We start from the raw sequence: 22,051 nt of genomic DNA, 5'->3' as shown, positions 1-22,051 counted from the left end.
GGGCGGAGCCTGGTGGTAGGCCCGATGGCTTCGTAAGACAGGGCTTGGGCGAGCATCTCGCCCGGGAGATTCTCACCTGGGCCGTCCTGCAGCGTTTGGCCGCTCCGGGCAGGGGGACGCGGTAAGCCCGTATGAGCGACCACCTCGGAGGCGAAACGTGGCGCGACCTCGCATCGTGATCGTCGGTGCCGGCTTCGCCGGATATCAGACGGCCCGCACCCTGTCCCGGCTGGCCCGGCACAAGGCGGAGATCATCCTCCTCAACCCGACCGACCACTTTCTGTATCTGCCCCTGCTGCCTCAGGTCGCCGCGGGCGTCCTGGAGCCACGCCGTGTCACCGTCTCGCTCACCGGCACCCTGCCCCACGTGAGGCTGGTGCTGGGCGAGGCCGACAGCATCGACCTCAAGGGACAAACGGTGCACTACAGCGATCCCGAGGGTGGCGAGGGCACGCTCACGTACGACCGGCTCGTGCTGGCCGCGGGAAGCGTCAACAAACTGCTGCCCATTCCGGGCGTCGCCGAGCACGCACACGGCTTCCGAGGACTGCCTGAGGCGCTCTACCTGCGCGACCACGTGACCCGCCAGATCGAGCTCGCTACTGCCGACGACCCCAAGACCTGTGCCTCGCGCTGCACATTCGTGGTGGTCGGTGCCGGCTACACCGGTACGGAGATCGCGGCCCACGGGCAGCTGCTCACCGACGCGCTGGTGCGCAAGCAGCCGCTACGGGAAGGCATGCGGCCCCGGTGGCTGCTGCTCGACATCGCCGAGCGCGTCCTGCCCGAGCTGGACGAGCGGCTCTCGCGCACGGCCGACCGCGTGCTGCGCCGGCGTGACGTGGACGTGCGCACCGAGACCTCTGTCAAAGAGGCGACCTCGAACGGAGTGCTGCTCAGCGACGGCGAGTTCATCGAGAGCCGGACCCTGGTCTGGTGTGTCGGCGTACGGCCCGATCCGCTCGCCGAGGGCCTCGGACTGCCCATGGAGAACGGCCGGCTGCTCGTCGATCCCCACCTCCAAGTCCCCGAGCACCCTGAGGTGTTCGCCTGCGGAGACGCCGCCGCTGTACCTGACCTTGAAAGGCCCGGCCAATACACGCCGATGACCGCACAGCACGCCTGGCGGCACGGGAAGATCGCGGGCCGCAACGTGGCGGCATCGCTCGGAATCGGAGAGCGCCGTGCCTACCGTCATCGTGACCTCGGCTTCACCGTCGACCTGGGCGGCGCGAAGGCAGCGGCCAACCCGCTGGGCGTAGCACTGTCCGGCCCGCTCGCCGGGGCTGTGACCCGCGGATATCACCTTGCTGCCATGCCCGGCAACCGTATCCGAGTTGCAGCGGACTGGCTGCTGGACGCCGTACTGCCGCGTCAGGCAGTGCAGTTGGGCCTGGTCCGATCGCGGTCGGTGCCGCTGAATACTGCGTCGCCCGAACTGGTGCATGTAGCGGGAGACGCTGACCGACGCGACAGCCCTTCGGAAGGAGCGACATGAACACTCGTCAACTCACGGAACTCGCCCAGCAGCTGCGCGTCGACAGCGTTCGTGCGTCCGCCGCGGCCGGCTCCGGGCATCCGACCTCCTCGATGTCGGCCGCCGACCTGATGGCCGTACTCCTGGCGAACCACATGCGCTACGACTTCGACCGCCCCGCACACCCCGGCAACGACCGTTTCGTGCTCTCGAAGGGGCACGCCTCACCGCTGCTGTACGCCGCGTACAAGGCGGTGGGCGCGATCAACGACACCGAACTGCTGACCTTCCGCAGGCTCGACAGCCGGCTGGAAGGCCATCCGACTCCCCGGCGGCTGCCGTGGGTCGAGACGGCCACCGGCTCGCTCGGACAGGGGCTGCCCGTCGGCGTGGGCATCGCACTGGCCGGCAAGCGGCTCGACCGTACGGGATACCGCGTCTGGGTGCTGTGCGGGGACAGCGAGCTCGCCGAGGGCTCCGTGTGGGAGGCCGCCGAGCACGCCGGATACGAGCACCTGGACAATCTCACCGCGATCGTCGACGTCAACCGCCTCGGCCAGCGCGGCCCGACCCGGCACGGACACGACCTGAAGGCCTACGCGCGCCGCTTCCAGGCCTTCGGCTGGCACACCGTCGAGATCGACGGCCACGACATCGACGCCGTCGACCACGCGTACGAAGAGGCCCTCTCCACCGCCGGGCAGCCGACCGCGATCCTCGCCCGCACCCTCAAGGGCAAGGGCGTGGCCTCCGTCCAGGACCGCGAGGGGATGCACGGCAAACCGCTGCCGGACCCCGAGGAAGCGATCGCCGAGCTCGGCGGCGTGCGAGACCTTCGCGTCGAGGTGCACCACCCGCCCGCCGCACGGATGCTGCATTCCGTGGAAGCAAGGCGTGCGGACCTTCCCCGCTACGAGACCGGCGACGAGGTCGCCACCCGCGACGCCTACGGGAAGGCGCTCGCCGCCGTCGGAACCGCCCGGGGCAACGTCGTCGCCCTGGACGGCGAGGTGAGCGACTCGACGCGCGCCGAGTTCTTCGCCAAGGCGCACCCCGATCGCTTCTTCGAGTGCTACATCGCCGAGCAGCAGTTGGTCGCGACCTCGGTCGGGATGGCGACGCGCGGTTGGGTGCCGTACGCCTGCACGTTCGCCGCGTTCCTCACCCGTGCGTACGACTTCGTGCGGATGGCCTCGATCAGCGGGGCCGGGATCAACCTCGTCGGTTCGCACGCGGGCGTCGCCATCGGCCAGGACGGACCTTCGCAGATGGGGCTCGAGGACCTCGCGATGTTCCGGGCGATACACGGCTCGACCGTGCTGTACCCGTGCGACGCCAACCAGACGGCCAAGCTCGTCGCGGAGATGGCCGGGCTCGACGGCATCCGCTATCTGCGCACGTCCCGCGGCGGCACCCCCGTCATCTACAGCCCCACGGAGGAGTTCCCGATCGGCGGAAGCAAGGTGCTGCGCGCCTCCGGCGAGGACCGGCTGACCGTGGTCGCGGCGGGCGTCACCCTCCACGAGGCCCTGAAGGCCGCCGAGTTGCTCGACAGCGAAGGCGTCCAGGCTCGCGTGATCGACCTCTACTCGGTCAAGCCGGTCGACCGCCGCACCCTGCGCGAGGCCGCCGATGCCACCGGTTGCCTCCTGACCGTGGAGGACCACCGCGAGGAGGGCGGCATCGGGGACGCGGTGCTCGATGCCTTCACCGACAGCCGGCCCGTACCGCGCCTGGTCCGCCTGGCCGTCCGGACGATGCCCGGCTCGGCGAGTCCCGCGGAGCAACTGCACGCCGCCGGTATCGACGCCGAGACGATCGCGGCCGCGGCACGGCTGCTCGTCGAGACGGCCGTCGTGCGCTGACTGGAGGACACCGACATGACCAGCACCGAGACGGTCCGCGTGGGCCGCCGCACGCTCGACATCCACCGACCGGACAAGGTGCTGTTCCCGGCGAGCGGGAGCGGCAAGGAGTACACGAAGAGCGACCTCGTCGAGTACTACCGAGCCGTCGCCCGCTTCATGCTCCCGCACCTGCGCGGTCGCCCGCTGATGCTTGAGCGCCATCCGGACGGCATCGACGGGCCCCAGTTCATGCAGAAGAACACCCCTGACCACTACCCGGACTGGATCGATCGGGTCGAGGTGCCCAAAGAAGGGGGCACGGTCGTCCACACCGTGTGCGACGACACCGCGACGCTCGTCTACCTCGCCGACCAGGCATGTATCACGCCGCACCGTTGGCTGTCCCGGACCGACCGAACCGATCGGATCGACAAGCCCGACCGCCTGGTCTTCGACCTCGACCCTCCCGACGGGGGTGACTTCACGTCCGTGCGCCAAGCCGCCAGATTCATGGGGGAGTTGCTCGACGAGCTGAAACTTCCCGCGGGACTGATGACCACCGGCTCGCGGGGCCTGCACGTCGTCGTTCCCCTCACGCGACGCCACGCCTTCGACGAGGTACGCGACTTCGCCACAGACGTCGCCAGCTCCCTTGCAGACGCACACCCTGATGATCTCACCATCGAGGCCCGCAAGAAGGACCGCGGCGACCGGCTCTACCTCGACGTGCAGCGCAACGCCTACGCGCAGACCGCAGTGGCTCCTTTCGCGGTCCGCGCCAAGCCCGGCGCTCCCGTTGCCGTGCCCATCTCATGGAGCCAACTGGATGACCCGCACCTGGACGCCCGCCGCTGGTCGATCACAGATGCCGCCGAACAGGGCCGCGCCGATCCCTGGGCAGGGCTGATGCAGCGTGGGCGGTCCCTCGGCCCGGCCCGACGTCTGCTGGATTCCCTGCGCTGACAGATGCGCTGTTACGAGATCCTGCCCGGCCTATGAGGCCGGGCAGGATCTCGTAACTCCCGGCGTTCGGTCACGCAGGCTTCGCTGAAGACTTCGCGAACTCTGAGATAAGCGCCTCGCAGAACGCCTTCAGGTCGTCCGGTTTGCGGCTGGTGATCAGCGTGTTGGGGCCTTCCTCGCAGATTCGCACCTGTTCGTCGACCCAGGTGCCACCCGCGTTGCCGATGTCTGTCCGCAGGCTCGGCCACGAGGTGAGTACTCGGTCGGAGACGACGTCGGCTTCGACGAGGGTCCACGGTGCGTGGCAGATGGCGGCTACCGGACGGCCCAGATCGAAGAAGTCGCGGACGAAAGAGACCGCCCGGTCATCCATGCGCAGCGCGTCCGGATTGGCCACGCCGCCCGGCAGGACGAGCCCGTCGAATGACTCGGCCGTGGCCTCGCCGACGACCTCGTCCACGGGAAACGTGTCGGCCTTGTCGAGATGGTTGAAGGCCTGGATCCTCCCGGACTTCGTCGACACGAGGACGGGATCGTCGCCCGCGTCGACGACCGCCTGCCAGGGGTCGGTGAGTTCGATCTGTTCGACGCCCTCGGGCGCTGTCAGAAACGCGATACGCATGTCTGCCCCATCTCCCTTGGTGTCTGTGTCCGTTCCCCGTCCGTCTGGGCGCATGTGAATGTGTGTGCTCAGGGCAAAACGCGCCGGCTACGTTTGCTGGAGTTCAGCGACTCTCGCGGCAAGTTCCTGTCGGACCGGGCTCGGGAGCGCCTCTCCTGTGACAGAGCGGACGAGGCCGTCGGCCACCTCGTGAAGTTTGGTGTTGGTGTTCTGGGACACCGAGACCAGGACGGACCATGCGTCCTCGGGCGCCAGGCCGAAAGAGGCCATCAGGACGCCCCGGGCGAGGTCGATGACAGGCCGGGTCTTCATGGCCCGCCGGAGCTGGACGAGTTCGTCCCGCTCTGCCTGGCCCGTGTCGGCGGGCCTCCGGTCGGCCACGTCCGATGCACTCGCCCCAGGCTCGTGGTCTTCGTGGTCCGTATCCAGGGCCCGACCGAGTCCGTTCTGCTGGCCGGCGGCGGCGAAGAGGGGCAGGGTGCCAGTGCCCGAGAGGATGCGGTGCACTGCAGGACTGCAGGCTTGCAGAGAGATGCTCTTGCCTTCGTCCACGGCGCGACGTTGCGCGCCCAGCAGGACGTAGAGACCGGAACCATCACAGAAATCCACGTTGCTGAGATCCAGATCGATTCCGCGAGCCGACTGGACGAGGGCTCTGTGCAAGCCGTCCCGCAAGGCATGCTCGCCGACGATGTCGGCGGCTCCGGACACCACCACGACCGTCCGTTCCGGCGAGGCGTCGAACTTGATCGTCAGAGGTTGGAGGTGACCCTCCACCGGGTGGGGAGGGACGTGGGGCCGAGGGTCGTCTCCCGGTATGAGTTTCCTGAGGTCTGCGCGTCCTGGCATAGCACCACTCCAGCCCGAATCCTGCGCTCTTCTCCCTCAGCCTCCGCCCGGTGCGCCGCACACGTCAAGCGATACACGAAATCTGATTCACCTTTTTGAATGCGTGAATCGGACCCTATCCTTGGCCCTATGCGTGGAGTACCGGAATCACACACTGGCTGGACATTCCTCACCAACCACGCTCGCGTGTTGGCGGCCATCGCCGAGGACCCCACCACCCGTATCCGCGACATAGCGGCCAGATGCCGGCTCACCGAGCGTGCGGTCCAGAAGATCGTCTCGGATCTGGAGCGGGACGGCTATCTCACGCACACCCGTCGCGGACGCTCCAACACGTATCGCGTCGAGGACGGGACCATTCTTCGTCATCCGGCCGAGTCCGGGTTGAGTGTGGCGGATCTCCTTGCCCTCTTGATCGCGCACGACACGGAGCACCGTGACGGGCAACCGGCTGCGCAGGCGACTGCCAATGCAGAGAGCTGAAGCCGGACCGGCATAGCGCAGGGTGTAGGGCGAGACAGATGATTCAGTTCCTGGACCCGGGTACTCGCCGACCATGAACCCGACATACTTCGAACTGGCCGCGGCAACCGCAGCGCTCTCCGCTGTCGGCGCCTTCGCCGGAGGCCTCATTATCGCGGGAGCGCTGGTGTGGGCCGTCCGACTGGGCATCAAGGTGCGCAGGGGAGAGTCCAGGCCGCCCAGGCCCGATGAGCAGCCGCATCTTCCTGAAGGCGGGGCGGTCCGTGAGATCCGGGAAATGCGGGAGCCGGACGAGGTCCCAGTGGCCAAGGACGAGAGCGAGCGCCTCATGCCGTACGAACTCCGCCATGCCGGCGGCAAGCGCAGCGAGGACCAGCGAACTCCGCGGTGGGCCCCGGGATCGAGCGGCTCGTTCGGCAGCGGGGGCCCCGGCCGGACTTGAGCCTCAGCCGCCGGCACGGAGTAAAAAGGGAGGCACAGGGCGGGTGACCAGCGGCCCGGGCGTTCCGTGCTCAGTAGGCGCCCGAACGGGCCCCTGCCTCACAGTCCCGGGGCCCGCATTTCACTCCTCCCGAGTAGGCCGGTCATCGAGTTGAGGCACCACGGTGTACTTGGGGTCCCCGGCCGAGGCCACTCCCGCCGCGAAGATGCCGAACCGGGTGCAGGCCGAGCCGGCCAGGAGGGCCAGACCGCCGGCCACGGCCGCCGTGCGGCTGCGGCGACCGAGCACCAGAGCGCCTGCGGCGCCCGCCGCAGTGAGCAGCCGCGCGGCGCGCAGGAGGTTCCCGGCCTGGCCTTGACGGTAGGTCTCGGCGACCATTCCCAGCCGCTTTTCGGCCTTCCTGGTCGCCACTGCCTCCGCTGCGGCGGCCACCGCCGCGACGCAGCGAGCCGGTTCGGTCTCGCCCACGGGGCCGACGACCAGTGCCATCCCCGCAGCGGCCGCTGTCGCGGAAGCGGCGAAGACATAGGGGAGTTCGCGGTGCGCACCGTGCCAGGCAGGCACCGCGGTGTCCGCAGCCAGGACCGCGGTGTACGAGGCGACCGCCGGCCCGAGCAGCGCCGCCGTCGCTGTCGCGGCGGCGCCGACCCTGGTCAGCCGCTGCGTCATGGCGCAGACGGCGGCCGCGGCGGTCATGGGACCGTACCCGGCGAGCAGCCAGGAGCCCACGCTCATGGGCGAGGTCGGTTTGAGCACGCGGAGCATGTTCGGGAACCGGCTCGGCACCCCGAGGTCATTTACGAGCGCGACGGCCGACAAGGAGACCGCGGCAAGCGAGGACGTCTTCATCGCGGTGGCGGTGGTCGTGCGCCCCGTGAGGTGGGCTCCCGCGGCGAACACCGAGCCTGCGCCCGCGAGTCCGCCGAGGAAGAAGTATCCGGCGATGTCCCGGGCGGCCCAGGACGGTGCCTTGATCACGGGACGCCCGTAGTACGACTCGAACTCGGCGCGCGGGACCATGCGTTGTTCGCCACGACGCCCTTGGTTCCTGCTCTTCTCGGAGTGGCTCAGGGAGTCGCTCATTGTGTCGTATTCCTTCGGAGCAGCGTGGGCAGGACGAAGGACGCGGCCACGGCTCCGGCCAGGGAGAGGGCCGCCGCGCCGGCGTGCTTCCACATGGTGGGGAGATCTCGAGTGGTGACGACCGGGTCCGGCGGCAGCCCGTAGACCTCGGGTTTGTCGAGCAGCAGGAAGAACGCGCCGGCGCCGCCCACCCCGTCGGCGGGTTCGTGACCATACAGCTGGGCACCGTCGACTCCCGCTTCGTGCAGCTGGTCGACTCGCAGTGCCGCGCGTTCACGCAACTCGTCAAGGGGACCGAACTGGATGGACTCCGTCGGGCAGGCTTTGGCGCACGCCGGTTCCTGGCCGGCGCCCAGGCGGTCGTAGCACATCGTGCATTTGAACGCCCTGCCATCGGAGGGGCGTTGCTCGATGACTCCGTAGGGGCAGGCGGGCACGCAGTACCCGCAGCCGTTGCAGATGTCCTCCTGGACGACGACGGTGCCGAACTCGGTGCGGAAGAGCGAACCGGTCGGGCAGACGTCCAGACAGGCCGCATGGGTGCAGTGCTTGCAGACGTCCGACGACATCAGCCAGCGCATCTCGCCGGGCGCACCTGCGCTCTGAGGACCTTGCGGGTCAGCGGACGAACCGTCGGCGAGGGGGAGTTGGGTGCGTCCCTCGGGCGCGGGGACCTGCTGTTCGATGAAGGCGACATGGCGCCATGTCGAGGCACCGAGCCCTTGGGTGTTGTCGTAGCTCATGCCGGTGAGGGAGAGCCCGCCTTCCGGGATGGCGTTCCACTCCTTGCACGCCACCTCGCATGCCTTGCACCCGATGCAGATTGAGGTGTCGGTGAAGAAGCCGACGCGCGGCGGGTGTTCGGTGTGGCCTGCATCGCCGGCTGGATCCGGCTCGATTCCGCTGAACAGGTTCCGGTCCGTCATGTCCGGGTCTCCGTCCCCGTCGTGTCGGTGATGCCCGCCCGCCTGCGGTAGTCGGCGACCAGCTTGGGCAGGTCGGGGCCGCGGGGCCGGCGTCCGGGGCGGATGTCGGCGGTAAGTGCCTTGTCCTCCTGGATATGGGAGTTGGGGTCGAGGGCCATCGCGATGAGTTCGTTCGCCGCGTCACCTGTGGCCACACCGTTGGGCCCCCAGTGGAACGGCAGCCCGATCTGGTGCACCGTTCGGCCGTGGACCGTGAGCGGAGTGATCCGCCCGGTGACCATGACCCGGGCCTCGATGGCGTTGCGGGCCGTGACGATGGTCGCCCACCCCATGTGTTCCAGACTGCGTTCGGCGGCCAGTTGCGGGGAGACTTCGCAGAAGAACTCGGGTTGCAGTTCGGCGAGATACGGTGTCCAGCGGCTCATACCGCCCGCGGTGAAGTGCTCAGTGAGACGGTGTGTGGTGACGATGTACGGGTACACCTCGGCGCCCTTCTCGTCGCCGCTCGGGTGATAGCGGTTGCCCTCTCGGGGCAGCAACTGCCGTGTGGGCGAACGAGGGGTGGACGGGTAGAGGGCGTTACCGAACGGCGAGGCCTGGGGCTCGTAGTGGGTGGGCAGGGGGCCGTCCTCCAAGCCGGCGGGTGCGTACAGCCAGCCCTTGCCGTCGGCCTGCATGATGAACGGGTCGTCACCGCGCAGTGCGTCGGGCCCGACCGCGTCCTTGTCCGGTACGAAGCCGGGGGAGCGGTCGGGGATGAAGTCGGGCACGTCGTGGCCGGTCCACTTGCCGTCGGCCTCGTCCCACCAGACGTATGCCTTGCGTTCACTCCACGGTGTGCCGTCGGGTGCCGCCGAGGCCCGGTTGTAGAGGATGCGACGGTTGGCGGGCCAGGCCCAAGCCCATTCGGCTGCCACCCAGTCCTGTTCTGATCCGGGCCGCTTGCGGGCGGCCTGGTTGATGCCATCGGCGTATACACCGCAGTAGATCCAGCAGCCGCAGCGCGTCGAGCCGTCGTCCTTCAGCTCCGTGTACGCGCTGAGCGGGCTTCCGTCCGGGCCATGACCGTTGATCTCGGCGAGCACGGCTTCGGCTACGGGATCCTGCTGAGGTCCGCTCACCGGGTAGTTCCAGGTGAGGTCGAGGACGGGTCGGTCCATCGGGTCCGTCGAGCCCGACAGCTTCTCCTTGATGCGACGGCCCAGGTGATACATGAACCACAGGTCACTGCGCGCGTCGCCCTCGGGCTCGACCGCCGCGTAGTGCCACTGCAACCACCGGTTGGTGTTGGTGAAGGAGCCGGACTTCTCGGTGTGTGAGGCTGCCGGGAAGAAGAACACCTCGGTTCCGATGTCCTCGGTGCGCAGCTCCCCGGTCTCGATCTCGGGGCCGTCCTGCCACCAGGTCGCGGACTCGATGAGGGAGAAGTCACGCACGACGAGCCAGTCCAGGTTGGCCATGCCCAGGCGTTGCAGTCGTGTGTTGGCGGAACCCACGGCCGGGTTCTCTCCCATCAGGAAGTACCCCTTGCAGACGCCGTCGAGCTGTGCCAGGACCGTGTCGTAGGTGGTGTGCGAGCCGGTCAGGCGCGGCAGGTGGTCGAAGCAGAAGTCGTTGTCAGCCGTGGCCGCCTCGCCGTAGTAGGCCTTGAGCAGGCTCACGAAGTAGGCCCGCATGTCGGCCCAGAAGCCCTTCTCCGTGCGGCTGGCCTCGACGAACTTGTCGAGGGTCTCGTGCGCGTGGGCGTGGGGCATCGGCAGATAGCCGGGCAGGAGGTTGTACAGGGTGGGGATGTCGCTGGAGCCCTGGATGGAGGCGTGGCCGCGCAGCGCCTGGATGCCGCCGCCGGGGCGGCCGATGTTGCCGAGCAGCAGTTGGAGAATACTGGCGGCACGGATGTACTGCGAGCCGACCGTGTGCTGGGTCCAGCCGACGGCGTAGGCGAAAGCACTGGTCCGCTCACGGCCCGAGTTCTGGGTCAGGTCCTCGCACACACGCAGAAACGTCTCGCGGGGGACACCACAGATCTTCTCCACCATGTCGGGTGTGTAGCGGGCGTAGTGCCGCTTGAGGACCTGGTACACACACCGCGGGTGTTGGAGCGTCGGGTCGGTGGGGGCGTGGTGGCCGGTCCTGGCGCCGCCCGATCCGTGGGTCTCGGGGCCGCCCGACCCGCGGACGCGTTCCTCGTACTGCTCGTCGACGTCGCCGGTGGGCTGCTGGACTTCGACGCCTTCGTACTGCCAGCTCGACGGATCGTAGTGGTGCTTGTCCTCGTCGAGGCCGGAGAAGACGCCGTCCAGGTCTTCGGTGTCGCGGAAGCCCTCGCTGACCAGGGTGGCGGCGTTGGTGTAGTTGAGGACGTACTCGCGGAAGTCCTTCTCCTCCGTCAGGACGTGGTTGATGATCCCGCCGAGAAAGACGATGTCAGTGCCTGCCCGGATCGGCACGTAGAGGTCTGCGAGTGCGCTGGTGCGGGTGAAGCGCGGGTCGACGTGGATGATACGGGCGCCGCGTGCCTTGGCCTCCATCACCCACTGAAAGCCGACAGGGTGGGCCTCGGCGAAGTTGGAACCCTGGATGACGATGCAGTCGGCGTGCTGCAGATCCTGCATGAACGTGGTGGCGCCGCCCCGTCCGAAGGAGGTGCCTAGTCCTGTGACGGTGGAGCTGTGGCAGACCCGTGCCTGGTTCTCCACCTGGACGACGCCGAGCCCCGTCAGCAGTTTCTTGATGAGGTAGTTCTCCTCGTTGTCGAGTGTCGCGCCGCCCAGGCTGGCGATACCGAGCGTCCGGGCCGTGCGCAGTCCGTCAGACTCCCACTCCCAGGTCCGGCGCCGGGTCTCGACGACTCGCTCCGCCACCATGTCCATGGCGGTCTCCAGGTCTAAAGGCTCCCAGTCGGTGGCGTACGGCCGGCGGTACAGCACCTGGTGGCGGCGGGCGGTGCCGGTGGTGAGCTGAAGCGTGGCCGACCCCTTGGGGCACAGCCTGCCCCGGCTGACCGGCGAGTCGGGGTCGCCCTCGATCTGGACGACCTTGTCGCCCTTGACATAGACCTGCTGGCCGCAGCCGACCGCGCAGTACGGGCAGACGGAACTCACCACACGGTCGGCGGAGTCCGTTCGCGGCCGGAGCCGCTCGGAGCCGGCCGACATCGCGGCAAGGCCACGACCGAGGGGGTCGGAGCCCTTGACCTGACGGAGAACGGGCCACTCGCCGACCCACTTGCGCACACCCATGCTGTGTCCTTTCGGCAGCTGCGCCGGTGGCGTACGTGCTGTTACAGGCTGCCCTTCTGCGTCGACTCGATGGCGGCCTCCCACGAGGCCGGACCGGTTCCGGCCCGCTGATCGGGCATGTCCCTCGGTGTGGGCCCCGAGTCTGGTGCTTGCCGGCGGTCGTCACTCACAGTGCTCTCGCTTCTTCGACGCGTTCGTTCGTCAGCGTGGCCCGCGGGTACCCCCTCGGACCGAAACGATGCGCGCCTTCTGCGACTTGGGATGGGGGTGAGCCACGAGGGTGCTGGTCCCGGCCAGCGGGCTTGGTAGACGCCTCCTCCATTCATTTCAAGTTCAAGGCGAAGGAACGTAAATCGCGACAGCAGTGGGGCATGAGGGTGGTCGACAGCGGCAGGGCAGCCGAGCACCGCCTGCACCGGTTGATTTCGGCGAGGGCTGTCGGGTATCCGGAAAGACGAGCGAGGACCTAGGAGGCAGCTCCATGCAACCGGGTACCAGTACAGACCGGCAGTCAGTATGTGAGGACCGCAGTACCGCGGACAGTGAGGCCAGCGTTCCCGAGGCCCAGATTCTTCTCGATGGCAGCGGCGACGGCGACGGGGGCGGGCCAGAAACCGCAGCCCCGGAGAGCAACATCATCCGGGGTGAGGACTGAGCGCGCGCCGTCGGGCACCTGCCTGTGCGGGTCGACAAGCACACACCGTGGCGTGGAGACGCATGGGCCCCGCGACCGCAAGGACCACCACGACGAGAACGAGGACTGCCTGATGACCTAAGCGAGGGCGGCGGCTGCCACGCCCAGGTCGGAGAGCAGTCCCGCGTACGCGCTCTTCCGGTCATCCGCTCTGAGAACTGCTGACGGGTGGATGGTACAGACGAGGCTTCGGTTGCCGCGCCGATCGTTTGCCGACGTGCCGTTTTCATCGGGGCTGTGTCCCAGTTCGTCCCATGAGGGTGCGGGTAGCAGGATGCCTCGCTGCTCGCTCACCCGAAAGGAGCTGCCCAACAGCGTCTTACCGGCGGTGGCACCCAGCGCTACGACGACGTCGGGGGCGACCGCTTTCAGCTCGGCGACGAGCCATGGCCGACAGGCCGTCATCTCATGAAGGTCGGGCGCCTTATGTATGCGCCGTTTGGAAGGGCCTTCCTGGCTGAATTTGAAGTGCTTCACCGCGTTCGTGAGATAAGTGTTTCCTTCTTCGATGCCGAGTTCGTCCAGGGCTTTGTGTAGCAGGCGCCCCGCCGGCCCGACGAAGGGGTGCCCCTGGACGTCCTCCTGGTCACCCGGCTGCTCTCCGATCAACATGATGCGGGCGGATCTGGTTCCGACGCCGAACACTGTCTGTGTGGCGTTCTCGTGCAGGGGGCAGCCCTGGCATCTGGCTGCTGCCCGCCGCAGGGTGGGCAGGCCACCGCGCTCCGGCAGATAGGGGGCGGCGGTGTGGGCTTCCTGCGGATGGTGCGGCATGTCTGCTCCCGCTTCTATGGTTCGCCGGAACCGGTGTGGCTGTCCGTCGCTGTGAACAGCTGTTTCGGTAAGGAAGCCAACCCGAAGGTCAGAGCGCCGCCCTACACTCCACGTGCCATGGCGTCCGCCACCTCCTCACCCCTTCCATGGCACCTTGGCATTCCACCGTTCGCATGCTGGCGAGCACGGGCCGGCACAGTCGATGCTGTGGGTGATGTGGCGGGCTGTGCGCCCCGTGTACTCCAGAACCGACGAGGAGTACAAACCCTTGCCGGGGGACCTCGGACACGTTCGACAGAAGCACTCGTTGACTTGGGTATTTCCGTGGCCGGCCAGCGAAACCAGGCACCGCGGAGACTCAGAAGTGTCGCGACGAGCATTCCCCCCCCACGCGCGATCCAGGCACCCCGGTGTGAGACTGCGTAGGTACGCATCGGCCGTGACCGGACGAGCTTCCGGGGAAGGGTTGACGAGGTGTCGGTCCCGGAGATCCCTGACGTCGGCCTGGGTGAGTTCCTCGCGGACCCTGGCACCTCGACGCTTGACCTGACCACCGCTGTCGCGCGTTGTTCCAAGGCGCTGGGGCTTGAGCATTCCGTGGTGTACCTGGCCGATCTGCAGCAGCGACAGCTGACACCGCTCAACGACGTGGTGCCGGCGCTTCCTATTGACGACTCGCTCGCCGGCTGGACCTACCGCACTCAGTCCCTGCGCGTCGAGGAGTCCGACTTCGGAGGGATGACGGCCTGGTTGCCGCTCGTGGACGGGGCGGAACGCCTTGGCGTCCTCGCTGTACGAACGCCCGCACTCGATCCGCTGGCGCTGCGCCGCGGCAGGACACTCGCGGCCCTACTCGCCATGATGGTCACGTCAAAGCGGGCGTACAAGGACACCTTCGTCCATCAAACCCGTACGGAACCCATGCGACTGGCCGCCGAGATGCTGCGCGCCTACCTCCCACCCCGCACGATCGGGTCCACACGCGCCGTGTCGACGGCCGTCCTGGAACCGGCGTACGAGGTCGGAGGGGACGCGTACGACCACGCACTCACCGACACGACCCTCCACACCGCGATCCTGGATGCCATGGGGCACGATCTGGCCTCTGGTCTGACCTCAGTGGTCGCCCTGGCCGCCTCCCGTCACGCGCGTCGCAACGGAGCAGACCTCCCGGACCTTGTGCGGTCTGTCGATATGGCCCTGTCCGAGTGGCTGCCGAACCGGTTCTGCACTTCCGTACTCGCCCAACTGGACCTGTTCACCGGCAAGTTGCGCTGGATCAACTGTGGGCACCCGGCGCCGCTCCTCATCCGCAACCAGCGCCTGGTCGACGGAGCGATGGACCGCGACGCCGACCCGCCCATGGGGATGCCGGCCGCCTTCACTGTGGAGCCACGACGGGTGCACGAAATTTCCCTCGAGCCGGGGGATCGCGTACTGATGTTCACCGACGGCGTCACGGAAGCCCGCACGGCGGACGGCGGCGAACTCGGGCTCGAACGGTTCGCCGACTACGTCGTGCGGGCCGCCGCGGCGGGAGAGCTGGCGCCGGAGACACTCCGGCGACTCATCCACGCGATCCTGAATGCCCAGGAGAACCGCCTCCGGGACGACGCGACGATCCTCATGCTCGAGTGGCGGAACCCGCTACGGACGCCGGAGGCGCACGGCAGCTGACGTCCGAATCCCGTCGGCAGGTTGCCCTAGAGGCAGCGGCCCGAGACTCGGGAGCCCCGTCCCCTTAAAGCGCGGTGAGAGTCCAGAAGCCTCGGAGTGGAGTGGACTGCCCTCCGCCCAGGGACGAGGACATCACAGCGCGCCGCGACGACGTCTGCGGCACGTCCAGTGCAAGAAACCGGGCCGGCGAACGTTCTCGCCGCCATCCTCGCCACGGTCAACAGCCAAGCGGGCGTGGTCATATCGGGGACACGCTGATTGCGAGGGAAAGAGCGTTCAGCACGACGCCGTTACCTGACGCCACACCCGCCCGGTGCGGTGACCGGGCACCTTTGCCCCTCCGGGGCGGAGGGGCAAAGGCTTGCGGCTCTCCCGCGGGGGGGCATGGAGGGCCGGGCTACGGTCACCCAGAGCGCGAGTTACCAATCATGCGACGCTGAAACCCGATTGAGGCCCTCCGCGCCGATGTGCCGGACCGATTGTGTTTCGGTTCAGGCTGCCTGAGCATCCTCGTTCTACTCCCAGTCGCGGGTGGCTTCTTCGCGTACGCGCCGGCAGCTGGTCTGGATGAGGCGGGAGACGTGCATTTGCGAGATCCCGAAGTGTTCCGCGATCCGGGACTGCGTCATGTCCTCGAAGAAACGTAGGTAGAGGATGCTGCGTTCGCGTTCGGGGAGGTGTTCCAGGCCGGCCTTGGCGGCTTCCCGGTCGGTGATCACGTCGTAGGACTCATCGGATGCGCCGAGCGCGTCCGCCAGGCTGAAAGCGTCGTCGTCGCCTGATGTCAGGAGTCCCGCGTCCAGGGACAGAGCGCTGAAGCCGTCGATCGCCTTGAGGCCGTCGCGGACCTCGTCCTCGGTCAGTTGGGCGTGGGTGGCGATGGCGGTCACGCTGGGTTCCGAGCTGCCGCCGGGTTGCTGGGCGAGGTCGCGGCGGGCGAGGCGGACCCTGTTGCGCAGGTCCTGCACGCGCCGGGGCACATGGACGTCCCACATGTGGTCGCGGAAGTGGCGGCGCAGCTCACCCCTGATGGTGGGGACGGCGTAGGGCTCGAACCGGCCACGCTGCGGGTCGTAGTTGTTCACCGCCTTGAGCAGCCCCATGGCCGCGACTTGGCGGAGGTCCTCGACATTTTCGCCCTTGTTGTGGAAGCGGACGGCGATGCGGTGCGCCACGGGCAGCCACGCCTCGACGACCTCTTCACGCAGGACATCCCGCTCACGTCCTTCGTCGAGGCCGGCGAGATGGGCGAAGGCCTCCGTCGTGTCGGGGCTGTCGTTGCGGCGGGAGACGGTATGCGTTCGGTGGGTGAGCATGAAATTCGCTCCTCAACGGTCTGTTACAGGGGCCGTCCGCGAGAAGCGAAGGGGGTCACAGCACCCGGCGTCCTCGACCAAGGAGCAATAAGCCGCTCGCGGCGGATGCCTCTGGTCCGAAGCACCGTTGTTCTCCGCTTATCCCATCATTGTCTCTCCAAACGCCGTCAGCCTCGAATCGGGGCCGACGGCGTTTGAGACCGAGGCGCGGCGGAGTCCAGCCGCCCAGCAGCGCGGCAACCGCTGTTCATGCCGCAAGTGCCAGCGGTCGATGCTCAGCGGGCCCTGAGCCCGAGGCCCGTCGGCTGGGCTTCGCCATAGGTCGCTGCTGGGCAGCGGCCGCGCTTTCAGCCCTCGGGCTTGAGGAGGGTTTTGATCATTCCGTCTTCCTTGGCCTGGAATATCGCGTATGCCTTCGGGGCGTCCTCTAGTGGCATGGCGTGGGTCTTGAACGTGTCGACATCGAGCGGATCTACGTCGGTGAGGAGCGTGGCAGGATGTCCTCCACCCACCGCCACGCGTTGGCCTGGCCCATCCGCACCTGAATCTGCTTGTCGAACATGGTCAGCAGGGGCATTGGGCTGGCAGCACCGCAGTAGACGCCGGAAATGGAGAGTGTTCCACCACGGCGTACGAGTTCGAGGCCCGCGTGCAGGGCCCCCAGCCGGTCCACTCCTGCATGCTCCATGAGCGGCTGGGCCACCACATCGGGGAGGAGTCCGGTGACCCACTGTGCCGCCTTGGCGAACGGCGCGCCGTGCGCCTCCATGCCGACGGAGTCGATGACCACGTCGGTTCCGCGCCCGTCGGTGAGGTCCCTGACGGCCTCCGCCAGTTCCTTGCCGTGCCGCCGGACATCGAGGCGGGTGACTCCGTGCGCGCCGGCTCGCGAAAGCCGCTCGTCCACGACTTGCCCCTCGGCAAGCCAAACCAGGGTGCCAAGAGGCCGGTGCCTCGCCCCGCACAACTACCACGATGCTCGGATATCCGGTTACGGGACCCCGGAGTATCGATACGAATCTCTCTCCTGGGGGTGCTTTTGCGCGTCAGCGTGCAACATCCTCCACTCACCGCTTCTAGGCGAATGCCCTACGTGGCCGCGTGCTGCTCCGAGTGGCGGGCGGGAAGTTGCGGGCGTAAGCCTGGAGTACATGCGGCGGCCCGGTGAGTTCGGTGCGTGGGGCGCGCGGGAATCGCCTCCCGGGCCGCCGCACGTGCAGGGAGGGCCGCGTTTTGACCCCGAGGAGCGACGCCCAGAGAGGCGTGCGATGCCGTCAGGCATGGTCAACTGCGAGTCCGGATCCCGGACCCGGGCGACCTACGCCTTCGACAGGTAACGCTTCCGCGTGACGCCTTCTTCGGTGAGGTCGAGCAGGTGCCCGCAGACCGAGCGGTCGGCAGGATTTGCGCCGAGATGCTCACACGCTCTCTCCCCCCGGGGGTGCCACCCCGTCCTCCCCGGTGAACTGCGCGACCAGGCAGTGGCAGTGGTGGATTACCTGCGGACCGACGTCGGTATGGGAATGCTCATTCCCGGCGCCGCCCACAGCGACATCGACACCATCCGCGTGTCCGTGCACGACGTGGACGCCGGCTGATCGGGCGCCTGCCGGCCAGACGCCCGTACGCTCCCTCGCCGTATGCGGAGCGTTGCCTGCTGGGGGAGTGTGCGGCGGCATCCTGGGTCAGCCGGGCCCTGACGGAATGGCTCCCAGTGCCTCCGCATGCGACAGCAGTCACAGGGCAGGAAGCGGATGCAGGAGGACAAGTAGCGGCGGTCCGCGGGCGGCAGCAGCGAACGCGAGGAATTGGCAGCTTTGAGGCGGGAGAACCGCCGACTGCGCGTTGGTCCTGCTTCTCCGCCTCGGTGAACGGGTGCCCCATCACCGGGAGTTGGTGACCAGGGCTGGGCGGCGCGTCAGGTTGAGGACCAGGGGTGATTCTCTTGTGCGTCTCGCCGGACCGGAGCCCGACAGCAGCGCACCGAGGAGTAGACGTGTGCCAGGAGCCGCCTCGGGTACGCGTCCCACTTCACTGAAAGTCGAGAGAGCAAGGAGCCACGTTCATGTCGAAGGTCGAAGAATCGATCGAGGTCTCCGTGCCGGTCACCGTCGCGTACAACCAGTGGACCCAGTTCGAGGAGTTCCCCCATTTCATGGGTGGCGTGGAGCGTATTGAGCAGCGGACACCGACCCTGACGCACTGGGTGACGAAGGTGGACGGAGTCTCCCGGGAGTTCGACGCGAAGGTCGTGGAACAGATCCCGGACGAGCGTGTGGCCTGGGCAACGGTAGCCGGCGACGTCCACCAGGCCGGTGTGGTGACCTTCCACCGCTTGGACGAGGACAGGACCAAGGTGATGCTGCAGATGGAACACGAACCCCACGGAGCGCTCGAAGGAGCGGCCGACAAGATGGGTCTGGTCAAGCATCAGATCACTCAGGACCTCAAGCGGTTCAAGTCGTACATCGAGAAGCGCGGTACGGAATCCGGCGCTTGGCGGGGCCAGGTCTGAGACCGGCGGCGGCGAGAGTCGACCGTCAGGCGACCGGATGACCCGGGGTGATGTCGCGCGCATCGTGCAGTGACAGCAAGGCCGCTTCGCCGCCTGAGACGTTCTCTGCCGCCTCCGGCGCAAGCAGGAAGCCGACGTGGTCTCCGCCGTCGACCCGCCTCTCCACACGGCCGACGAACCAGGCAGGAGCCTGCTCGTCCAGGATCAGCGACTCGCCCGGCCCCCGGTGCCAGGCGATGTCGCTGAACTTGTCCCTGCGGTCGCCGGTCTCGCCGCCGAAGACGCGGGCCAGCCCGGTCTGGTCGTGGCGCAGGAGGTGTACCGCGAGGCGCTCGGCGCGCGCGGCCACCCGCAATGTCAGATTCGCCTTGGAGAGCCAGACCATGAACCGGGCGGGCCGGATCGAACACTGGGAGGCGAATCCGACGAGGTATCCCGACTTCTCACCGGCGGTCGCGGCGGTGACGACGTACAACGGATAGTCGAGCGGATCGGTGAACGTATCCAGATCGGTCACAGGATGTGGCTCCTCGCTCAAGAGATCGGATGCAGGGCAATGTTCGATGGCTTCACGTCCCAGCCGACCCAGGCCGACGGCGCCTCCATCTTCGTCCGTCAGGGAGGGGACGGCCCTGGGGTACTGCTGCTCCACAGTCACCCAGAACCTCCGCGACCTGGCACCCCGTGGCCCCTCAACTGGTGGAGCACGGCTCCACGGTGACCTGCCCGGATCTCCGGGGGTACGGCGCTCCCGCAGGCCGGCCCCATGTAGGACCACTCCTGGTCCTCCGAGCGCGTGGTCGCTGGCGACGTGGTGGCGGTGATGCGGGCGCTTCGGCCACGACCAGGTGCCAGCGCGCGGGCACAAGCACTACGCGGGCGCCGCCCCCCCCGCGGCCGCCCTGGCCACGTCAATCTGATGTCACTCCTCGGCCTGCACCGGGCACTCCGCGGTGCGCTGGTCTGACACTTCGCCGCCGTGGAGGTGACCTCCCCGCCGGGTTCGCGGCGGCGACCGCAGCGATGCGTCGGGCGGGCACCGGCCCGGCCGCCGCCCGTTTCTACGACGAGCCCGTCGAGGCGGACGCGGTGCACGAGCAGGTCGTACGCCGCGAGGTGGTCGGCGGCCTGCTGGCGCGCGAGCCCGGCCTGGACGCTGACATCGCCTTCGGCGTCGGTGCCACCGGCCTGCCCGAGACCCGGCTCACGGAGCGCCTATTGACGAATTGGCGCGCGGGCGACAGCGCGCTGCGGCCTGCTGTCCCGCGCCGCGGAGGAGCTGAGCCAGGCGTGCCGATGCGCAAGGACAGCCACGAGGCCACCCGTCCACCCGTGAGGTGTTCCCCGCCAGTCCCGCCTCACCTGACGCGGTGGATCTGAAGGACGAGGACATCCTGCGGGCCTGGTCGCGCAGGCTTCACCGCGGGTCCTGGCTGATACACCCCGGTGACGGCGTCCTCATCCGGCACCGGTGAGCCGCGCGTTCCCTGGGCGTTCCGGCGAGGATCTGATCCTCGCCGCGGCCGTCGCCCGATCAGGCGAGGATTCTTTGAGGGAGCCCTCCGCTGATAAATAGTCTTCCGGTACCCGACTCTCGTCGGAACCCACGCTGATAGACGCGGACTGAGCCCTCCGAGCACGGCCCCCACCGCATCCCAATGAGACCGCGTCGCCTGCCGGCGCCGCGCTCCAGGGCTTCCGCGCCGTCTTGGCCAGTGAGGATCAGGTGTGGCTGGGCAGCCGCGTGGGTGACTTTCAGGGGACCTCGCGCAGGTGGAGCGCACCCAGGATCCGCGCGCTTCCTGCATAGCTCGTCGTAAGCGGGGCACACGGAAGCGCGAGATGCGCTTGAGAGGGCAGGTGCCGGCGCTCTGATGGATCTGCCGCTGACGTGACAACGACGTCGAATTTTGTCCACTCCACGGAAAGCGTGATCAGACCATGCCCAAGCCTGTCACCCTCATTGAGGAGCACCCTCACCGGGGCACCACGCTTCACCATCGTGCCGGGTTGGTGTGCAATGCCCGGTCGCCGGCGCCACTGGCGCTCGAGCTGTACTACACCTCATCCGACCCCTATGCGGTCCGCATCAAGCTCGCCGTCGAAGGCGCCGAGGTCCGCTGGGCGCTGTCCCGCGAGTCCCTCCTGGTCGGACTACGTCGCCACGACGGGCTGGGTGATGTCGCCGTATGGCCCGTCAGGGCGCCGAACGAACCACCCCTTCTCCGCATACGCCTCGGCCCCCCAGGCAGGTGCGCAGTCATGGAGACAGAACTGGGCATCATCGCGGAGTGGTTGGACGTCACGCAGCAGCTCGTCCCTCCCGGCTGCGAACCGTCCTACATCCACTGGGACGGCTTCCTCTCCGCACTCCTGGACGAGTTCTGAAGGCACCCCGCGAGTGGCCTACGAAGCCCCATCTGAATTGAACGGCCGACTACGACCCGCAGCATGCAGCCGTTGTCGATGCTCCGACGAACTGGCGCGCTATGTACAGTTCTTAGGCCGTATCAGCCAACTCTGCACGGATGTTGCGGGCATCCGCCCCGGTGCCTCCTGGCTCAGGTGCGACGCGGTGTCGACTGCCCTGCGACGATCCGGAACCTGATCACCGTGCGCGCACCAGGCCAGCTGACGAATCTCCGGACAGCACCCAGCCTCATAGCGCATTGCTCGACGGCGAGAAGGAGGCCCCGACCGAGACCCGCTCCCCGCCCTGCAGGGCGCACATACAACCGCTTGAGCTCCGCGGTCTCAGGAGTACCCCTCAGCAGCCGCAACCCTGCGCAACCCAGGAACTCGCCCCCACCGCTGCGCGCAACGAGAAACTCGCCGTCGGGCGGGGTGAGTACATGGTGGGGATCCTCATCAAGCACCGCACGAAGCTCTGCTTCTGTACCTGGACGGCCCAGGACCCGCCGCCCCATCTCGGTGAAGTACTCCCGCATCACCTCGTCGACATCCGCGCCGATGACAGGCTCTGCCTTGATAGTCCACGCTGACATACAGGGCATGATTCCCGAGCTGCTCGTGGCCGTCCAGGGTCTACCGACAGGTTCCTAGCCAGCCTCAGACGCAGAGATCGATACGGACAGGCCTTAGCTGGCCCCTGTCCGTAGAGCTTGGTATGCCGAGCAGGGA

Annotated in this window: 17 protein-coding genes and 2 pseudogenes; 9 read left to right on the top strand and 10 right to left on the bottom strand. The window is 67.9% G+C overall.

Annotation, left to right across the window (positions count from 1 at the left end):
- Positions 1-157: 157 nt before the first annotated feature.
- Genes ACFC96_RS12380 through ligD form a run of 3 tightly spaced genes read left to right on the top strand, consistent with a single transcriptional unit; the run spans position 158 to position 4,287 of the window.
- Positions 158-1,498 (top strand): NAD(P)/FAD-dependent oxidoreductase, encoded by a 1,341-nt coding sequence (locus ACFC96_RS12380; RefSeq protein WP_376611874.1) that lies wholly within the window; start codon positions 158-160, stop codon positions 1,496-1,498.
- Positions 1,495-3,342 carry a transketolase gene (locus ACFC96_RS12375; RefSeq protein WP_376611872.1) on the top strand — a complete coding sequence of 616 codons (1,848 nt, stop codon included), beginning with the start codon at positions 1,495-1,497 and terminating at the stop codon, positions 3,340-3,342. The genes ACFC96_RS12380 and ACFC96_RS12375 overlap by 4 nt, the downstream gene beginning before the upstream one ends.
- A gap of 15 nt (positions 3,343-3,357) precedes the next feature.
- Positions 3,358-4,287: a non-homologous end-joining DNA ligase gene (gene ligD / locus ACFC96_RS12370; protein WP_340460650.1), complete on the top strand. Its 930-nt coding sequence runs from the start codon at positions 3,358-3,360 to the stop codon at positions 4,285-4,287.
- Positions 4,288-4,357: 70 nt separating this feature from the next.
- On the opposite strand, the gene ACFC96_RS12365 is transcribed toward ligD, so the two are convergent.
- Both ACFC96_RS12365 and ACFC96_RS12360 read right to left on the bottom strand, forming a co-directional pair.
- Positions 4,358-4,909: a type 1 glutamine amidotransferase domain-containing protein gene (locus tag ACFC96_RS12365; RefSeq protein ID WP_376612295.1), complete on the bottom strand. Its 552-nt coding sequence runs from the start codon at positions 4,907-4,909 to the stop codon at positions 4,358-4,360.
- A gap of 87 nt (positions 4,910-4,996) precedes the next feature.
- Positions 4,997-5,758, bottom strand: coding sequence for an ANTAR domain-containing protein (locus ACFC96_RS12360; RefSeq protein WP_376611870.1), 762 nt, complete (start codon positions 5,756-5,758; stop codon positions 4,997-4,999).
- Between the two features lie 129 nt (positions 5,759-5,887).
- Between ACFC96_RS12360 and ACFC96_RS12355 the strand changes: the two genes are divergently transcribed.
- Positions 5,888-6,241, top strand: coding sequence for a winged helix-turn-helix domain-containing protein (locus tag ACFC96_RS12355; protein WP_340460747.1), 354 nt, complete (start codon positions 5,888-5,890; stop codon positions 6,239-6,241).
- A 73-nt stretch (positions 6,242-6,314) separates the two neighbouring features.
- The gene (locus tag ACFC96_RS12350) at positions 6,315-6,683 is read left to right on the top strand and encodes a DUF6479 family protein (RefSeq protein WP_340460748.1); all 369 of its coding nucleotides are present in this window, start codon (positions 6,315-6,317) and stop codon (positions 6,681-6,683) included.
- Between the two features lie 120 nt (positions 6,684-6,803).
- On the opposite strand, the gene nrfD is transcribed toward ACFC96_RS12350, so the two are convergent.
- The 4 genes from nrfD to ACFC96_RS12330 form a co-directional block, all read right to left on the bottom strand.
- Entirely contained in the window at positions 6,804-7,766 is a 963-nt protein-coding gene (nrfD, locus tag ACFC96_RS12345; RefSeq protein ID WP_376611867.1) for an NrfD/PsrC family molybdoenzyme membrane anchor subunit, read from the bottom strand.
- Positions 7,763-8,692 (bottom strand): 4Fe-4S dicluster domain-containing protein, encoded by a 930-nt coding sequence (locus ACFC96_RS12340; RefSeq protein WP_376611865.1) that lies wholly within the window; start codon positions 8,690-8,692, stop codon positions 7,763-7,765. The genes nrfD and ACFC96_RS12340 overlap by 4 nt, the downstream gene beginning before the upstream one ends.
- On the bottom strand, positions 8,689-11,934 hold the full coding sequence (fdh, locus tag ACFC96_RS12335; protein WP_376611863.1) for a formate dehydrogenase: 3,246 nt from the start codon (positions 11,932-11,934) through the stop codon (positions 8,689-8,691). Before fdh ends, ACFC96_RS12340 begins: the two co-directional genes overlap by 4 nt.
- Before the next feature lie 772 nt (positions 11,935-12,706).
- On the bottom strand, positions 12,707-13,402 hold the full coding sequence (locus tag ACFC96_RS12330; protein ID WP_376611862.1) for a UdgX family uracil-DNA binding protein: 696 nt from the start codon (positions 13,400-13,402) through the stop codon (positions 12,707-12,709).
- A gap of 474 nt (positions 13,403-13,876) precedes the next feature.
- On the opposite strand from ACFC96_RS12330, the gene ACFC96_RS12325 reads away from it, so the two are divergent.
- Positions 13,877-15,079 (top strand): PP2C family protein-serine/threonine phosphatase, encoded by a 1,203-nt coding sequence (locus tag ACFC96_RS12325; protein WP_376611860.1) that lies wholly within the window; start codon positions 13,877-13,879, stop codon positions 15,077-15,079.
- 515 nt (positions 15,080-15,594) lie between these two features.
- On the opposite strand, the gene ACFC96_RS12320 is transcribed toward ACFC96_RS12325, so the two are convergent.
- Together ACFC96_RS12320 and ACFC96_RS12315 are read right to left on the bottom strand one after the other, a co-directional pair.
- Positions 15,595-16,395 (bottom strand): SigB/SigF/SigG family RNA polymerase sigma factor, encoded by an 801-nt coding sequence (locus ACFC96_RS12320; RefSeq protein ID WP_376611858.1) that lies wholly within the window; start codon positions 16,393-16,395, stop codon positions 15,595-15,597.
- Between the two features lie 347 nt (positions 16,396-16,742).
- A pseudogene (locus ACFC96_RS12315) lies at positions 16,743-17,353 on the bottom strand (glutathione-dependent formaldehyde dehydrogenase); the annotation flags it as partial.
- A gap of 1,107 nt (positions 17,354-18,460) precedes the next feature.
- Here ACFC96_RS12315 and ACFC96_RS12310 point away from each other — a divergent pair.
- The gene (locus tag ACFC96_RS12310; protein ID WP_376253033.1) at positions 18,461-18,910 is read left to right on the top strand and encodes an SRPBCC family protein; all 450 of its coding nucleotides are present in this window, start codon (positions 18,461-18,463) and stop codon (positions 18,908-18,910) included.
- 25 nt (positions 18,911-18,935) lie between these two features.
- Here ACFC96_RS12310 and ACFC96_RS12305 read toward each other — a convergent pair whose 3' ends face one another.
- Positions 18,936-19,427, bottom strand: a complete 492-nt coding sequence (locus tag ACFC96_RS12305) for a flavin reductase family protein (RefSeq protein WP_376612293.1) — start codon at positions 19,425-19,427, stop codon at positions 18,936-18,938.
- A gap of 393 nt (positions 19,428-19,820) precedes the next feature.
- Between ACFC96_RS12305 and ACFC96_RS12300 the strand changes: the two are divergent.
- Together ACFC96_RS12300 and ACFC96_RS12295 are read left to right on the top strand one after the other, a co-directional pair.
- Positions 19,821-20,290, top strand: a pseudogene (locus ACFC96_RS12300) (iron-containing redox enzyme family protein); the annotation flags it as partial.
- Positions 20,291-20,923: 633 nt separating this feature from the next.
- The gene (locus tag ACFC96_RS12295; RefSeq protein ID WP_376612291.1) at positions 20,924-21,298 is read left to right on the top strand and encodes an SsgA family sporulation/cell division regulator; all 375 of its coding nucleotides are present in this window, start codon (positions 20,924-20,926) and stop codon (positions 21,296-21,298) included.
- Between the two features lie 173 nt (positions 21,299-21,471).
- Here the strand turns inward: ACFC96_RS12295 and ACFC96_RS12290 are convergent, their stop codons facing one another.
- On the bottom strand, positions 21,472-21,837 hold the full coding sequence (locus ACFC96_RS12290) for a GNAT family N-acetyltransferase (protein ID WP_376612289.1): 366 nt from the start codon (positions 21,835-21,837) through the stop codon (positions 21,472-21,474).
- Between the last annotated feature and the right edge of the window lie 214 nt (positions 21,838-22,051).

It is taken from the genome of Streptomyces sp. NPDC055955 (assembly GCF_042270245.1).
Taxonomy (GTDB): Bacteria; Actinomycetota; Actinomycetes; order Streptomycetales; family Streptomycetaceae; genus Streptomyces.
The sequence above is the reverse complement of the archived record's forward strand: the minus strand, read 5'-3'. Positions and strand labels throughout refer to the sequence as shown.

Excerpts from the sequence above, each read along its gene's own strand:
- ligD (WP_340460650.1), top strand. The coding sequence starts at position 3,358 with ATGACCAGCACCGAGACGGTCCGCGTGGGCCGCCGCACGCTCGACATC.
- ACFC96_RS12350 (WP_340460748.1), top strand. The coding sequence starts at position 6,315 with ATGAACCCGACATACTTCGAACTGGCCGCGGCAACCGCAGCGCTCTCC.
- ACFC96_RS12330 (WP_376611862.1), bottom strand. The coding sequence starts at position 13,402 with ATGCCGCACCATCCGCAGGAAGCCCACACCGCCGCCCCCTATCTGCCG.
- nrfD (WP_376611867.1), bottom strand. The coding sequence starts at position 7,766 with ATGAGCGACTCCCTGAGCCACTCCGAGAAGAGCAGGAACCAAGGGCGT.
- ACFC96_RS12320 (WP_376611858.1), bottom strand. The coding sequence starts at position 16,395 with ATGCTCACCCACCGAACGCATACCGTCTCCCGCCGCAACGACAGCCCC.
- ACFC96_RS12340 (WP_376611865.1), bottom strand. The coding sequence starts at position 8,692 with ATGACGGACCGGAACCTGTTCAGCGGAATCGAGCCGGATCCAGCCGGC.
- fdh (WP_376611863.1), bottom strand. The coding sequence starts at position 11,934 with ATGGGTGTGCGCAAGTGGGTCGGCGAGTGGCCCGTTCTCCGTCAGGTC.
- ACFC96_RS12365 (WP_376612295.1), bottom strand. The coding sequence starts at position 4,909 with ATGCGTATCGCGTTTCTGACAGCGCCCGAGGGCGTCGAACAGATCGAA.
- ACFC96_RS12375 (WP_376611872.1), top strand. The coding sequence starts at position 1,495 with ATGAACACTCGTCAACTCACGGAACTCGCCCAGCAGCTGCGCGTCGAC.
- ACFC96_RS12310 (WP_376253033.1), top strand. The coding sequence starts at position 18,461 with ATGTCGAAGGTCGAAGAATCGATCGAGGTCTCCGTGCCGGTCACCGTC.
- ACFC96_RS12355 (WP_340460747.1), top strand. The coding sequence starts at position 5,888 with ATGCGTGGAGTACCGGAATCACACACTGGCTGGACATTCCTCACCAAC.
- ACFC96_RS12360 (WP_376611870.1), bottom strand. The coding sequence starts at position 5,758 with ATGCCAGGACGCGCAGACCTCAGGAAACTCATACCGGGAGACGACCCT.
- ACFC96_RS12290 (WP_376612289.1), bottom strand. The coding sequence starts at position 21,837 with ATGGGGCGGCGGGTCCTGGGCCGTCCAGGTACAGAAGCAGAGCTTCGT.